We start from the raw sequence: 16,167 nt of genomic DNA on the forward strand, positions 1-16,167 counted from the left end.
AACGAGGACACGGCCATCGCCGTCAATGTCTCGATCGCCCTGACCGATCTCGACGGCTCCGAGCAGCTCGACCCCGACGCGCCGATCCGCATCATCGCCGACAACGACGCCATGGCGGCGGGAACGCTCAGCCTCAACGGCACGCCCCTGACGCTCAAGGTCGAAGACGGCCAGTCCTTCTGGGAGATTCCCGCCTCCGCCTTCAAGGTCGCCACCACCACCGAGGCCGGACATCCCGCCACCTACGGCATCGACGGCCTGACCTTCACCCCGGCCGAGCATTCCGATGTCGATGCCGGCTTCACCGTCGAGGCCACCGTCCTCGACAACGGCATCTCCCGCCTCACCTCACAAGGCAGCGGAACCATCACCGTCGCCCCGGTCGCCGACGAGATAATCATCACCGCCGGCGGCAGCGGCAACGAGGACACGGCCATCGCCGTCAATGTCTCGATCGCCCTGACCGATCTCGACGGCTCCGAGCAGCTCGACCCCGACGCGCCGATCCGCATCATCGCCGACAATGACGTCATGGCGGCCGGAACGCTCAGCCTCAACGGCACGCCCCTGACGCTCAAGGTCGAAGACGGCCAGTCCTTCTGGGAGATCCCCGCCTCCGCCTTCAAGGTCGCCACCACCACCGAGGCCGGACATCCCGCCACCTACGGCATCGACGGCCTGACCTTCACTCCGGCTGAGCATTCCGATGTCGATGCCGGCTTCACCGTCGAAGCCACCGTCCTCGACAACGGCATCTCCCGCCTCACCTCACAAGGCAGCGGAACCATCACCGTCAGCGCCGTCGCCGATGCGCCCGACCTGGACGTCAAGGACAGCGGGGGCTATGAGCATGACGGCGCGGGCACAGGTATTCCCATCGCCATCACCGATCTGAGCCTTGTCGATACCGACGGCTCGGAATTCCTGACCGTCTATGTCCAGGGCGTGCCCGAAGGGGCCAGCCTCAGCATGGGCGAGAAGGTCGACGGGGTAACGCTATCGGGGCAGCAGGGCAGCCAGGCCCTGGCCGGTCCGCTGTGGAAGATCACGGTGAGCGATCCGAAGCAGTTGGAAGACCTGAAGGTCATCCCCAAGGCCGGCAGTTCGGCCGATATGGACCTCAAGATCATCGCCGTCTCGGAAGAGCGGAATGGCGGCGACCAAGCCTGGACCATCGGCGAAGTGCATGTCGATATCGGCGTGCTTGCACCGGAAGTCACGGTCACACCCGGCGCCGCCGGCGATGAGGACAGCTGGATTTCCGTCACCGGCCTGAACGCCCGCTACCCGGCGCCCGGCGACGACGATACCGTGACGATCACCGTGCGCGATCTGCACGAGGATGCCGCCCTCCGCCATGTTGCGGAAGACGGCACGGTCACGGAACTGCCCCGGGGGCCGGACGGCAGCTACGACGTCACCAAATATTGGGACCCCGTCACCGGAACGATCAGCGGGCTGGAAGTCCGCTGGAAGGAAGGCTCGGGCCACGAGAATTCCGCCGACAGTATCACCTTCACGCTCCGCGCCTATGTGGTCGACAGCGATTACGGGACGGAGAATTTCACCGCCGCCGGCCCCGATCAGGATCGTCCCTATGCCGACGAAGCCTGGCATGATGCCCAGGTGACGGTCGAGGTGATTCCGGTCGCCGATCCGGCCCGCGTGGTCGCTTCCGGTGTCGGCGTCGAGGACGAGCATGTCCCGCTGAACCTGCAGGTCGAGGTCACCGACAGTTCGGAAATCGTCAATTCCATCATCCTAACCGGCCTGAATGGCGCCTCCTTGTACAAGGACGGAATCCTGCAGCAGGAAATCGAGGAGGGGTCGGGCCGCTACGCCATCTCTCCCGACGATTTGACGGGCTGGACCATCCTGCCGGTCAAGGATTGGAGCGGCACCCTCGACCTCACCCTGACGGTCGAGACCAAGGAACCCGCCAACGGCGCGACCCTGACCGAGGACCATCACTTCAGCCTGCGGGTGTTCGGCGACGCCGACGCGCCGCAGGGCTTGGCCGATGGCAGCCATTTCATCGATGAGGACAGCTTCCATCAGCTGGTCTGGGGCAGTGCCGAACAGGTCCAAGGGGGGCTGGCCGATGTCTTCGCCACGCTGACCGACCTGGACGAGTCCGAGACCCTCTCCTTCCGCATCGAAGCCGACCTACCCGGCGCGCGCCTGCTGGTGAACGGCGAGGAGCGCTTGCCCGAGAACGGCAAGTGGACCGTCACCCTGGAGGAGCTCTCCAGCGGCGCGGTGAAGATCGGCGGACCGGCGGATTGGGGCAGCAGTACGGCGGAACCCCATATCCGCTTCAAGATCACGGCCGTCTCGCGCGAGGCGGATGCCGCGGACGACGATTCCGCTCTCGACGGCACGGGGCTCAGCCGCCAGGGCGAAGCCCATACCCCGATCGGCTCGATCACGCTGGAGATCGCCCCGCTGGCCGACGAATTGACCATCGTCGCCAGCAATCGCGGCATCGAGGATCAGACGGGCGGCATTCCCGTGACGCCGACCATCACCCTGCAGGATACCGACGGTTCGGAAAGCCTGCACGGCACGGTCTATCTGGTCACCGACAACAGCCATATGCTGGCGGGCAAGCTGACGCTGAACGGCACAGAGCTGGAAGCGCGCCCCGTCTTCGGCTTCGACGATCTGGGCAATCCCGTCTTCACCGGCGAGCCCGGAGCCGAACCGGTCGGTCATGCCTATGCCATCCCCGCCGATGCCTTCGGCTTCGACACCACGACGCATACCTATTCGATCGGCGGCTTGGTCTTCCATCCGGTCAAGGATTCCGACGTCGATGTGGATTACACGATCTATGCCACCTCGCGGGAAGAGGCCAACGGCCACCAGAAGGTGACCTCGGCCCCGGGCAGCATCATCATCGAGGCCGTTGCCGACAAGGTGGACCTGGACCTCCAGGGCACCACGGGGATGGAAAACGAGCGTATCCCCCTCTTCGATGACAGCGGATCGTTCATTTCCACCGCCCTGAAGGATACCGACGGCTCGGAAACCCTGACCGTCTATGTCACCGGCCTGCCGGCGGGTGCGAAGCTGTACCGGAACCAGGACGGGACGGAGATCGAGCTGGCCCGCACGACCGCCCCCGTTACCCTGGAAAACGGCAAGACCATTCCGGCTGGCGCCATCGCCATCGTCATCACCGCAGATGACGATCCATCGCAAATCCTGGGCGGCCTGAGCCTTCAGCCGGCCCCGAACAGCAGCGCGGATATCACGCTGAACATCGTTGCGGTGACGGAAGAAGCCGCCAACGGCCATCAGGCCGTGACCGAAGGCAGCCTGTTCATCGATATCGGAACCCTGGCGCCGACCCTGACGGTGGGTGACGTGGTCCTGCAGGAACAGACCAGTTGGAGCAACGGCTGGCAGACGATCGGGCTGGACAAGCTTTCCGCCACGGTCAATGCCGCCGACGGCACGGAAAAACTGGTCGTCTACCTGACGGAAGTGCCTTCCAGCATCGAGATCCGCGTCCCCAAATCAGGCGGTGGCTGGACGATCCTCAAACCCGACGACCAGGGGCGCTACGTCCTGAACGCCGAGGACCTGGGCAAGGTGCAGATGCGTGGCACCCTGGGCTATGACGAGGATTTCACTTTCAAGGCCCAGGCTGTCGTCTATGACATCGATGTCGGAACGGCCAACGAATCCGCCATCGATTCCGCCGCCAGCGAAATCCAGTCCATCGATGTCACCATCCAGGCCCGCGCCGACAATGCCCGGATGTCCGGCTCCGCTGTCGGGCTGGAAGACCATTGGTTCGGGCTGAAGCTGTCGGCCGAGACCCGCGACGATTCGGAAGAGATCACCAGCCTGCACCTGAAAGGCATCCCCGAAGGCGCGAAACTGCGACTGGCCGATGGCACTGAGGTCGAGATCAAGAACGGCGTGGCCGATCTGAGCGGTTTCAGCAAGGAGCAACTGGCCGGCTTGCAGATGAAGGCCCCGGCGGATTCCAATCTCGACTTCTCGATGACACTGAAGGCCACGACGACGGAATATGGCTCGGGCAGCGATCCCTCCGTCTCGGTGACAACGCGTAACAGCAGCCATACCGTCCATGTCACCGTCTATGGCGACGCGGACACGCCCATCGTGACGGTGGACCAGAGCGTCAAGACCATCGACGAGGACCAGCTCTACAAGCTGTCCGACGTCATCACCAACCCGGCCCTGACCGATACGGATGGGTCGGAAACCCTGACCATCCGCATCAAACCGCATCAGGCGGGCGTGTCGCGGCTGGGCGTGGAAAATGCCGAGGGCGAGATCGAATTCCGCCCGCTGTCCAGCGACGGCTATTGGGAATTGTCCCCGGCGGAACTGGCCAAGGCCTATATCGGCGGCGTTCCCAATTGGGCGAGCGGCAATGGTACGGATCACCTGAAATTCGACGTGGTCGCCGTGGCCACCGAGAACGATACCCATCTGCCCTCGACCGGCCTTGCGCCGGACCTGGCCGATCTCCGCCAGGGACAGGCCTTCAGCGAGACCCAGACCATCACGCTGACGATCAATCCCGTCGCCGACGAGGTAACCATCGTCGCCACCAACCAGGGAATTGAAGACCAGGAAAACGGCATTCCCGTCACCCCGGTCATCACCCTGCAGGACACCGACGGCTCCGAAAAGCTGATCGGCATGGTCGTGATTTCATCGAGCGATCCGGCCATGCTGGCCGGGAAGCTGACGCTGAACGGCGTGGAGCTGACGCCCAATATCGTCGACGGCGTCGCGACCTGGGAGATCCCGGCCTCGGCCTTCGGCGTCACCGAGACCACGGCGGCGGGCCATCCCTTGAGCTACGGCATCAACGGCCTGCGCTTCATCCCGAAGGAACATTCCGCCGAAAATGTCAGCTATTCCATCACCGCGACGGTGCAGGATACGAATGGCCCGACCCTGGAGACGACCGGCACGGGCAGCATCCGCATCGACGCGGTGGCCGACGCCCCGGATGTGGATATCGCCGGCTCCTTCACCGGCCAGGAAGACACGCCCATCGCCCTGGGCATCGACGCCCAACTGGTCGATACGGACGGGTCGGAATATCTGTCCTCGGCCATGATCACCAATGTGCCCGAAGGCTGGCAGGTCGGCTATGTCTCCAGCGACGGCCGCTGGTCACTGGCGACCGAACAACCCGTCGGCAGCGGCCGCTGGCACCTGGATCCCGACAAACTGGATCAGGTGGCGGTGCTGCCGCCGCCGAACCAACACATCCCGGCCGGAGAAGCCCCGACCTTCACCCTGCACGTCACCGCGACCGAAAAGGGCGATGACGGGCAGATCGCCGTCGAGCACGCCACCACCACCAAGGACTTCACCATCAGGGTCGAGGCGGTGGCCGATGAGCCTTCCCTGGTAGTCAATCCGGCACGAACCGACGAGGACAAAGCCGTCCAGCTGCGCATCTCGCCGGCCCTGAACGACACCGACGGCTCGGAAGTCCTGACGATCTATATCGCCGGTGACCTGAAAGGTGGCTCCTTCGTCAACCGGAATGGCGAACCGGTCGGCACCTGGGTGGAAGAAGACGGCGGCCGCTGGATGTTCACTCCGGACGACCTGGCCGATCTGTGGTTCATGCCGAAGGCCGATTCCAACGAGGATCTGTCGCTGACGGTGATCGCCCGCGCCACCGAAACCAGCAACGGCGATTACGCGGAGCGGACGCAAAACCTGACCATCACCGTCAAGGGCGTGGTGGACGGCGTGGCGCCGGGCGACCTGCTGGTCCAGGTCCAGGAAGCCAAGGACAGCCAGGGTGCCCCGATCGACCTGAAACTGGGTGACCTGACTTCCCTGGACGCCGACGGGTCGGAAAGCATTTCCGTCGTCATCAAGAACATCCCGGACGGCGTCGAGATCTTCATGGAAGCCGGCTTCGAAGCCGGGATGAAATATATCGGCAACGGCCGTTGGTCCATCGAGGCCGGTTATCTCGACAAGCTGCGGGCCACCGTCCACAAGGATTTCTCCGGCCGTCACGACATCGCCATCGACGTCGTGGTGACCGAGAATGACGGCGCCAGCGCAACCTTCCCGAAGACGCTGACCATCGACGTCGATGCCGTGGCCGACACGCCCAGCATCAGCATCGGCGGCGGCGCGGACGAGGATGCCGGGGCGGTTCCGGTCAAGATCACGGTCAAGCCGACCGACACCCTGCCCGGCATCGACGGCCCGGAACAGATCACCGAGATCACCATCTCGATCGACCCGTCCAAACTCGGGCTGGGCGACGGCACCCTGTCGCTGCAACTGGGCGGGACTACCTATCCGGTGACCGCCGGCGGCATCGAGATCACCCTGTCCGGCGAGATGCTGGCCGCCCATTACGATCCCCGAACGGGCGAGATCAACGGCCTGACCCTGCACGGCCTGCCCGAGCATTGGTCTCATAATATCCCCATCACCGTCACCGCGACCTCGAGCGAGGGCAATGGCAGCACCGCCAGCCGCGTCCTGGAGGGGCAGATCAACATCCAGGCCAAGGCGGATGGCGCCGAACTGACGGTCGAACCGTCGGCCGAGACTTCCCCGTCGGGCACTCCCATCGACCTGGGCATCGGCCTCGCTTTCCCCGACCCGTCCGAGACCGCCTTCCTGGTCGTCAGCGACGTCCCCGACGGCATGCGCCTCAACCAGGGCATCAATACCGGCAACGGCATCTGGATCGTTCCCCATGACAAGGCCGACGCGGACTGGAAACTGACAATCGACGGCTTGCCCGGTACCTCGGCCAATCTGACGGTCAAGGTCGTGGTCACCGATATCGATCCCGATGACGGCATCGCCGATCACTGGGACAGCCTGGCCGATGCTGGTATCTCCTTCACCGTGCCGGTGGCGTTCGAGGGCGAGGGTTCCGGCGGGGAACCGCCCCTGCCGCCGAGCCTGGACGTCAGCCTGGTGCCGGCCGAGGAGGATCAGACCTTCAAGCTGTCGGTCGTCACGGATGGCGATGCGCTCATCATCCACGGTCTTCCCGAGGGTATGACGATCACTTCCGCGCTGACCCTGGAAGAGAAGCTGGCGGGCGTCGTGGCCTTCTATCAACTGGGCGAAAGCTACGTCATCCCGACGAACATGATCGACCGCGTGCTTCTGAGGCCCGCGCAAGACTATTCCGGCCCCATCCATCTCGACCTGGAAGCGACCATCTCCGGCAACTATTCCCAGGCCAGCTCGGGCGTGCAGAACCATCACGTTGCCGAAATCGCCCCGGTAACCGATGGCGCGCAGATCGCGATCAGCGTGGATGCGGGGGCCGACACCAGGGAAGATACCGCGGGTGTTCCGCTGACCATCACCATCAAGGCGCTGGATACGGATTTCTCGGAAACCTTGGTCGACGGCAAGCTGACCATTTCCACCGACCTGCCGGAAGGCGGCGAGTTGTGGCTGAACGGCAGCAAGCTGGAGCTGGTGGACGGGAAATATACGCTCGACCTGCAAGCGCTGGGCCTCGATCCGGCGGATTTCCAGACGAAAGACGGCCTCACCCTCGGCGGCTTCACCCTGAAACCCCCGGCCAATTATCACGGCGCCCTGGGGCTGAAGGCCTCGCTCGCGGTGCAGGACCAGGACGCTGCGCCGGTGACGTCCACCGGCAGCCAGACGGTCACGATCACGCCGGTGACGGACGCCACCCAGCTTGACGTCCAGGATGCCAGCGGCCTGGAAGACACCGCCATCGCCCTGACCCTGTCCGCCTTCAACCCGGACATGAAGGCCGAGGGCAATGCTTACGGCTCGGAATACGTGTCGGTGGTGATCAAGGGCGTGCCCGAAGGGGCGCTGCTCACCAATGCCACCAATAACGGCTCCTATCTCGGAGAGGACGGCAAGACCTATACCTCCTGGACCATCAAGGGCAACGCCATCGACCCGGCAACGGGGAAAATCTCGGGCGTCAACCTGATCCCGCCGCTCGATTTCGCCGGAGACATCAAGCTCACGGTCGAGGCCCACAGCTTCGAGGAATCCAACAAGAAAGACATCGTCACCACCCAGGATTCCTTCACCGTCACCGTGATCCCGGTTTCGGACATGCCGTCCATCAGCCCCAACGACGTCTCGGGCCTGGAAGATATCGGCGTGAAGCTGGACCTGAACGCGCTGCTGACCGACACGCAGGAAGTGCTGACGGTGACCCTGACCGGTGTCCCGGAAGGAGCCTTCTTCACCGATGCGCCGGAGGACGGCCAGGCGCTGGGCGTCGATCACGGCAACGGCACCTGGACCTTCACGGCCGAGGAACTGGCTAACCTGCATTTCGTCGGCCCGCATAACGCATCCGGCATCTTCCAGCTGCAAGCCTCCGCGACCTCCGCCCATGGCGATGCCGCCCCCGTCAGCACGGCGCCGGTGCGCTTCACCGTCACCCTGGCCGGCGTGGCCGACGACCCAGTCCTGGAACTGACCCAGGACCGGGTCGAAGGGAAGGAAGACCAGGCCCGGCCGGATGGCGTGGTGGACGGCACGAAGGGCATCCTGCTCGGCATCAGCGCCAGCCTGACCGATGACTTGGAAACCCTGTCGCTGCTCATCACCGGCGCGCCGGAAGGCACCATCTTCTATAGCGGCCTGGGCCAACTGATCGGCGCGGTCGATGTCGACGGCGTGCCGACCTGGGTGGTCAGCGCCGAGGATATTCCCGGCCTGCGCATGGTCACCCCGCTCGACTGGTTCGGCGAGGTCGATCTGACCGTCACCGCCCGCTCGGTCGACGGCACCTCCGTCGCCGAGGTCGAGAAGACCCTGACGGTCGCGGTGGAAGCCGTCAACGACGCCCCGACGGTGACGACAACCCTCAGCGGCCAAGCCCTGGCCGGCACGCTCAACCGTCCCATCACCGTGGTGCCGGGGGCCATCGGCGACGGCAGCCAGATTACCTTCGCCGATGTGGACGACACCAAGCTGTCGCGCCTTGAAGTGCGGATCGGCAGCGGCGCCATGCCCGGCGACAGTCTGGGCATCGCCGCCAACGAAGATATCCATATCGGTTATGAACTGGATGGCCGGGTGATCCTGACCATCGAGGATACCAGCTTCGAGGTCTTCTATGATGCCGAGCGCCATTGCCTGACCATCCTCGGCGAAGGCAGCCACGATCTTTATGCCAAGCTGGCGGAATCGGTGGTCCTGACCAGCGGCGATGGCATCCTGAGCGCCGGAGCCCGCACCATCACCCTGACGGGCTTCGACCCCGAGGGGGCGCAGGGCTCCGTCTCGGTCATCACCACGCTGGGCGATAGCGAGGACAATCCCGTCGTCCTGACCGATGCCGCGCGCGGCGACCTGTTCTGGAGCGGTTCGGGCAGCGCCACCCTGGCCGGCGGCGACGGCAACGACCTGTTCATCCTGACCATGGGCGACCCGATCGAAAGGATCTCGGGCGGTGACGGAATCAACGAATTGTTCATCCTGGACAGCGCGGGCGTGCCCGGCGACTGGATCTTCCAGATCAGCCAGGACAATCCGGCCGTGATCCAGGCCCTGTCGCAGACCGACGACTCGTCCTTCCTAATCAACCTGAATGCCGGAACCGCCATAGTCGATCCCCATGAGGCGGGACGCCTGATCATCGAAGGCGGCGAGGATGGCAAGGCCTCGGGCGTCATCGTCTTCGACGGGGATACGCAGCTTACCTTCGAGGACCTGGATCGCATCATCACCTAGCCGTAAAAGAAGCAGCCCTCATGCGTCACCCCCGCGAAAGCGGGGGTCCACGTCAAGTTTCCGGGCCTCCATACCCTTCGCGATGGACAAAGCGGCGGCATGGAGGCCCCCTTGCGTGGGCCTGACGGGAGAGGGGACTCACCTCAACGCTTCAAAGCACTGAGCCTTCTTCCCTGCCGAAAAGCTGTGCACAAAATGAAAATAAATTATGCATAATTCGCAAGGCGGGCAGGAAGTCTGACGGCGCAAGCCGCAAGACGCGGCCCTTTGTCCGGTTGGCATTCCCCTTGCTGAAGACGTCCCATCCCTGTTTCGAGGAAAGGTGGTGAGACGTGACCCAGCCGATGCCCCAGCCATGCAGGCTTATGATCCGCAATGCGGTGATCCTGACGATGGACGAAGACGATGCCGTGATCGGCGGCGGGGCGGTGGCCATCGGCAAGGACCGCATCCTCGCCGTCGGGCCGCAGGAGGAGATCGCCGCCACTTATGACGCGGCCGAGGTGATCGATGCCGGTGGCGCCCTCCTGCTGCCGGGGCTGGTCAACACTCACAACCATTCGCCCCTGATGGCCGTGCGCGGCATGATCGAGGATCTGGGCTTCGCGCCGGCCTACACGCCGGGCATCCCCCAGACCGCCAGCGTCAGCGACGAGGAGATGCTGGCCCTGGCGCGGCTGGGGCAATACGAGATGCTGCGCGCCGGCGCCACCTCGGTGGTGGATTTCTACCGCCGCCCCGCCGTCCTGGCCCTGGCCGCCGAGGAGATCGGCCTGCGCGCCATCATCGGCGGGCGCATCATGGATGCCGATCCGCAGGCCCTGGCCGAGGGGCGCTGGGCCTATGACCGCGCCCTGGGTGAGAAGCTGCTCGCCGAGAACCTGGAGGCGATCGCGCGCTTCGACGCCGCCGCCGGGGGGCGCATCCGCTGCGGCCTCGCCCCCCATGCCGCCGACACCTGCTCGCTGGACCTGCTGCGCCTCGTCGCCGCCGAGGCCGCGCGCCGGGGCGGCCCGGTGCATACCCATCTGGCGCAAAGCCGCAAGGAGATCGACTGCGTCCGGGCCCGCGACGGCCTGCGCCCGGTCGAGGTCTTCGCCGAAGCCGGGCTGCTCGACAGCCGCCTGATCGCCGCCCATTGCATCTACATGGACGAGGACTCCATCCGTCTGGCCGGGCAGGCCGGTATGGTCGTCGCCCATTCCCCCATCGGCAATGTGACCAGCGGCATGGTCGCCCCCATCCTGGCCCTCGAAGAGGCGGGCGCCACCATCACCCTGGCCGGCGACACCAAGACCGCCGATCTGTTCGAATCGATGCGCATGGCTTCGGCCCTGGCGCGGATCCAGGGGGCGCAATTCCAGCCCGACGCCAGACGCCTGCTGCGCTGGACCATCACCAACGGCGCCAAGGCCATGGGCCTGGCGGGTGAGATCGGCGCGGTAGCGCCGGGCCGCAAGGCCGACCTGATCCTGCTCGATCCCCGCCAGCCCTGCCTGGCGCCCGTCATCGACGGCCACGGCATCGTCGTCCGCAGCGCCTCGGCCCTTGCCGTCGATACCTTGCTGATCGACGGCGAGATCCGCCTGCGCCACGGCAGGCCCGTCGGTTTCGACGGCGATGCCATCGTCGCCGAAGGCCAGAAGGTGGCCGAACGGATGTGGGCCGCCAGCGGACGTAAGCCGGTCACCCGGGGGGCACTGGCGGCATGACCTCCCCCCTGCTGGAAAACTGCCTCGCCCGCATCGCCGAGCGGGAACCTGTCCTGCGAGCCTGGGCCTGTCTGGATGCCGAGGGCGCAAGACGTCAGGCGCAAGCCGCCCCCGCCGGGCCCTTGGCCGGCATCCCCATCGGAGTGAAGGACACCTTCGACACCGCCGGCCTGCCCACCTGCTTCGGCACACCGATCCATGCCGACCGCATCCCCCAACGGGACGCCGCCTGCATCACCCGGCTGCGCCAGGCCGGTGCCATCATCCTGGGCAAGACCGTCACCACCGAATATGCCCTGGCGGCGGCGGGGCCGACCACCAATCCCCATGATCCCGCCCATACGCCGGGCGGCTCCTCCAGCGGTTCGGCGGCAGCGGTGGCGGCGGGCATGGTGCCGATGGCGCTGGGCACCCAGACCAATGCCTCGATCATCCGCCCGGCTTCCTATTGCGGTGTGGTGGGCTTCAAGCCGGAACGCGGCAGCATCCCGACCCAGGGCCTGCTGCCCGCCGCACCCAGCCTGGACAATGTGGGCGTCTTCGCCCGCACGGTGGAAGACGCCGCCCTGCTGGCCCAGGTCCTTCAGGGAAAGGGTGTCGCCCCCCTGCCCCCCGCCGGAGGGATGCGGCTGGGCTTCATCCGCAGCCCCGTCTGGCATCACGCCGACACAGACGTGCGGGACGGCCTGAGCGGCCTTGCCGCAGCGCTCGGCGCGGAAGAGGTGGAGCTGCCGCCCGCCTTCGACGACGCCATCGCCCTTCACGCCATCATCATGGAAAAGGAAGTGGCCCAGGTCCTGGCCGCCGATCACGCCGCCCATGGCGACAGGATGAGCGAAGCCTTGCGGGCGATGATCGCCCGTGGCGCCGCCTGCACGCCCCAGGCCTATGCGGCGGCGCTGGACAGGGCGAAGGACCTGGCCGCGCGGCTGGACGATATCCTCGGCACTTTCGATGCCGTCCTCACCCCTGCGGCCACCGGCGAGGCACCCCTTTTCGGCCCGACCACCGGCAGCCCCGTCTTCAGCTCCCTGTGGAGCCTCTGCGGCGTCCCCGCCCTCAGCCTGCCGCTGCTGAAAGGCCGGAAGGGCCTGCCCATCGGCGTGCAGGTGGTCGCCGCCCGCGGCCGGGAAGACAGGATGCTGTCCTGCGCCGCCGCCCTGATGGCCGCCAGGCAAGCGGAGACATGAACATGCCTATCCGGTGGGAACGCCGAGGATCATCTGCAATCCCAGCACCAGGCCCAGCAACAGGATTCCCGCCATCACGGTGAAGGGGCCGTTCCAGTCGCGCCCGATGGTCGAGGCGTTTTTACCGGTCAGGCGCGCCAGGATCAGCACGGCGGCGATGGCATAGCTGGACCCGGCCGCCAGCGCCCAGCTGGTCAGCAGGGCCATGGCCAGGGCCAGGGGATGCAGGCCCAGGGCTTCGGGGATCGGGAAAAGGGCCGACAGCACCGTCACCGAAACGATGGGATTGAAGCCCGCCTGCCCGAGCAGAAGAACGGTCACGAACAATCCGGCCAGGATCAGATAGGGGCTGGCGGCAGATTCCGAGACCAGCTCGCGCAGTTCCGCCAAGGGCAGCAGGGCCGCCAGCACGACGCCCATGAAACCGGCGGAACTGACGATCAGCACCTCGACCTGCGAACGGGACAGGTCCGCGAGAAGGAAATGCCGCACGCGCCGCCCCGTCCGCGCGGCCCGCTCGATGAGGCCGAGGGCCGGGGTCTGGACGAAGATCCAGCCGCAGCCGAACAGCGGCACCGCCACCATCACGCCCAGGACCAGGCTGGTCTCCAGCAGGATTTCCACCAGGATGGCCGCCGCGATGATCCCGGCGACGATGCCCAGCAAAGGCAGCGCCGCCGACCATCCATGCGCGGAGGACGCCACGCTTCCCGGAGGCGGGGCGGGCATGGTCAGGCGGTCGAACAGCCAGCCGAGCGCCAGGAAGACCAGGGCGAAGGCAAAGCCCATTGGCAGCAGAAGCTGCCAGCCCAGCTGCGGAAAGGCCGAAAGGATGAGGGCGAAACCGACGCTCAAGGGGGACAGCATGATCGAGGCGGAGAAGGAGCGCAGCAGGGCCAGGATCATGCGCTTCTCGCGGATGCTGCGCACTCTTTCGTCGCCACCGGCCTTTTCCAGGGTATTGGTCGCCTTGACCATGGCCCCCAACAGGTTCATGGCGCCGAAATTGAGGATGACGCAGAACAGGCTGCCGCCCCCCGACAAGGCCGCGTAGCGCTGCCCCGGCGGCCGGGAGACCAGCATTTCCCCGCATTGATGCACGGCGGCCGAATGCCGCGCGGCCTCGCGCAACATGGACAGGGCGGCGAACAACGTCGCCAGGAAGGCGGCGCGGGACAGCCCCAGCCCCATCAGCACCAGCCAGTCCTCGCGCAGCAGGAAAGCCGCCAGGGCGGTGGCGCCGCACATCGCCATCAGGAACCAGGCGCTGCGCGGCACCGCCGGCAGGGACAGCAGGACGAACAGCAGGAAGGCCGCCAATTGCAGCTCGAAGGCGCCGGGCAGGCCCCAGACATGGCCGCCGATGGTCGAGGCCCAGACGACGACAAGGCTGATCCCGACGACCCCAGAGACGAGACTCCCGGCCAGGCGGTAAAGCGGCGACTGCGCGGGGAGACTCACGTCCGTTCTGTTCCGTTCAGAGTGCGGGGGCCTTGATCAAGCCGCGAAGCTTTACTCCTGTATCGGCCAAGATATCGGAATCGACAAGTCTTGCTTGCGCGATCAGGCTCTTTCCCACCCGCGCATCGGCCATGCTGTTGACCGAAAACAGCGATTCCACCCTGCCCGCCCGTATCCCGAAGAGGGTGAAGCGGCCCGTTTCGGGATCGCCGCGCAGCACCATCCGCTGCCCCTCTCCCGGCAGGCCGGCCATATGCATCATATGGCCGTGCTGGGACGACCAGAACCACGGGACATCCGGCTCCGGCACGGAGAGGCCGAGCATCGTACGGGCGGCCGCAGCGCCTTGCTGCTGGGCCGATTGCCAGGATTCCAGGCGCAGGGCGCGGCCATAACGCGGGTCGAACAGCCGCGCCACATCTCCGGCGGCGAAGATATCGGGCAGGGAAGTCCTTCCTTCGGCATCGACCAGGATCCCCTCGTCCCAGGCCAGCCCGGCGCTGCGCGCAAGGCCGCTCTCGGGATGGATGCCGATGGCTTCGACACAGAGGTCGCACCCGATCCGCCGCCCATCGGCCAAGGTGACGGCCTCGAGCCCCGTCTCGCCGACATAGCCGGCAACCTGCGCGCCCGTTTCGATTCTCACGCCCTGGCGGCGATGCATCTCCAGGAGCCAAGCCCCGACCGCAGGCGCGACACGCTCCCGCAGCAATTCTCCCGCCGCCTCCAGCACCACCACCTCCAGGCCCAGGGCCTGGGCGGAGGCAGCCACTTCGAGACCGAGGAAGCCCCCGCCGATAACCACCAGGCACCGCCCCGGCAGCATCTCGTCCTTCAGGGCCAGGGCATCGCCCAGGCCGCGCAGGGCATGGACGCCGCGCAGGCCCGGCCTGCCCAGGGAAAGACGCCGGGCACTTCCGCCGGTGGCGATCATCAGGCGGTCATAGGACAGGCCCCGACCATCGGACAGCACGACCCGGCGGGCCTGTGGGTCGATGCCTTCCGCCCTCAGGCCGAGTTCCAGCTCGATCTCCTTGTCGCGGTAGAAATCGGAGGGATGAAGCAGGCAGGCGGCCGCATCCATCTCGCCCGACAGCACCTGCTTGGACAGCGGCGGCCGGTCGTAGGGGGCCACATCCTCGTCCCCCACCAGGACGATCCTGCCCTCATATCCCGCCTCGCGCAGGCCGGCACAGGTGCTGACCGCCGCCAAGCCGCCGCCGAGGACGAGAATGGTCCCGGGAATGCTCATGCCTGGTCCTTGTCAGGCAGATCTATCACCACCTGGTCGCCCTCGACACGGCAGGGATAGGTGCGGATGGCTTCCGTCACGACGCCGCCCATTGCCTTGCCCGAGGGGATGTGGAAGCGTCCCTGATGGAGCGGGCATTCGATATATTCCCCGTCGACGAAGCCGTCCGACAGCAAGGCATATTGATGCGAACAGACATTGTCGGTGGCATAGAGGAAATCGCCCAGCTTGAAGACGGCGATTTCCCGTCCCTCGACCCGGACGCCCAGAGGTTCGTCCTCCTCGATCTGCCCGACCGATGCAATAGTCTTCCAAGTCATGCCATTCTCCTCGGATGTCAGATCGGCAGGGCCAGCAGAGAATCGACGCGGGTCGAGTCGCAGACGACGATGCGTTCCTTGAACAGAAGCTGCCCCTCCTTCTCGACGATCACGTCGCGATAGACGCCGGTGGTGAAAAGCGAGAATTCGCCCGATTCCATGATGCGTGCGACGAAGAAATTGGTGTCGGCGCGGATTTCCCCGCCTTCGGCGCCGCGGATCACCGTGGCGCTGACCATGTGGCGATAGCGGTGCGGCTCGAAGATATTGGCGCGGTTCAGCGAGGACATGCGGTCATGGATCATGCCCTTGCCGTCGCATTCCATGATGCCGACCAGATGGCCCTGTTCGTAATTGCGCCGGGGGATGATGCGGTAGAGAGCGTCGTCGGTGAAGAAATCGGGGATCTCGGCAAGCCGGTAATCGTCGACGCAATGGACGTAGCGGGAAATCAGGTTTTCCACGCGCGGCAGCAGCATCATCGTAATCTCGTTCATTCCCTT

At 65.8% G+C, this 16,167-nt stretch carries 7 protein-coding genes; 3 read left to right on the forward strand and 4 right to left on the reverse strand.

From position 1 onward, the window contains the following. The 3 genes from EPD66_RS24140 to EPD66_RS17990 all read left to right on the forward strand — a co-directional run. On the forward strand, positions 1-9,729 hold a 9,729-nt coding region (locus tag EPD66_RS24140), incomplete at its 5' end, for a hypothetical protein (protein ID WP_185961487.1). Positions 9,730-10,061: 332 nt separating this feature from the next. Next, positions 10,062-11,441, forward strand: a complete 1,380-nt coding sequence (locus EPD66_RS17985; RefSeq protein WP_142849900.1) for an amidohydrolase family protein — start codon at positions 10,062-10,064, stop codon at positions 11,439-11,441. After that, positions 11,438-12,631 carry an amidase gene (locus EPD66_RS17990; RefSeq protein ID WP_142849901.1) on the forward strand — a complete coding sequence of 398 codons (1,194 nt, stop codon included), beginning with the start codon at positions 11,438-11,440 and terminating at the stop codon, positions 12,629-12,631. Before EPD66_RS17985 ends, EPD66_RS17990 begins: the two co-directional genes overlap by 4 nt. Before the next feature lie 6 nt (positions 12,632-12,637). Here the strand turns inward: EPD66_RS17990 and EPD66_RS17995 are convergent, their stop codons facing one another. Genes EPD66_RS17995 through EPD66_RS18010 form a run of 4 tightly spaced genes read right to left on the reverse strand, consistent with a single transcriptional unit; the run spans position 12,638 to position 16,161 of the window. Beyond that, positions 12,638-14,092, reverse strand: coding sequence for a hypothetical protein (locus EPD66_RS17995; RefSeq protein WP_142849902.1), 1,455 nt, complete (start codon positions 14,090-14,092; stop codon positions 12,638-12,640). 16 nt (positions 14,093-14,108) lie between these two features. Then, positions 14,109-15,344 carry an NAD(P)/FAD-dependent oxidoreductase gene (locus tag EPD66_RS18000; RefSeq protein WP_142849903.1) on the reverse strand — a complete coding sequence of 412 codons (1,236 nt, stop codon included), beginning with the start codon at positions 15,342-15,344 and terminating at the stop codon, positions 14,109-14,111. Next, positions 15,341-15,664, reverse strand: a complete 324-nt coding sequence (locus tag EPD66_RS18005) for a non-heme iron oxygenase ferredoxin subunit (protein WP_142849904.1) — start codon at positions 15,662-15,664, stop codon at positions 15,341-15,343. Before EPD66_RS18005 ends, EPD66_RS18000 begins: the two co-directional genes overlap by 4 nt. 17 nt (positions 15,665-15,681) lie before the next feature. Beyond that, entirely contained in the window at positions 15,682-16,161 is a 480-nt protein-coding gene (locus EPD66_RS18010) for an aromatic-ring-hydroxylating dioxygenase subunit beta (RefSeq protein ID WP_185961489.1), read from the reverse strand. Between the last annotated feature and the right edge of the window lie 6 nt (positions 16,162-16,167).

The sequence above is a fragment of the Telmatospirillum sp. J64-1 genome (assembly GCF_006980715.1).
Taxonomy (GTDB): Bacteria; Pseudomonadota; Alphaproteobacteria; order Rhodospirillales; family Magnetospirillaceae; genus Oleiliquidispirillum; species Oleiliquidispirillum nitrogeniifigens.

Bases quoted from the DNA above. Each gene is read 5' to 3' on its own strand.
- EPD66_RS17990 (WP_142849901.1), top strand. From the start codon at position 11,438: ATGACCTCCCCCCTGCTGGAAAACTGCCTCGCCCGCATCGCCGAGCGG.
- EPD66_RS18000 (WP_142849903.1), bottom strand. From the start codon at position 15,344: ATGAGCATTCCCGGGACCATTCTCGTCCTCGGCGGCGGCTTGGCGGCG.
- EPD66_RS18005 (WP_142849904.1), bottom strand. From the start codon at position 15,664: ATGACTTGGAAGACTATTGCATCGGTCGGGCAGATCGAGGAGGACGAA.
- EPD66_RS18010 (WP_185961489.1), bottom strand. From the start codon at position 16,161: ATGAACGAGATTACGATGATGCTGCTGCCGCGCGTGGAAAACCTGATT.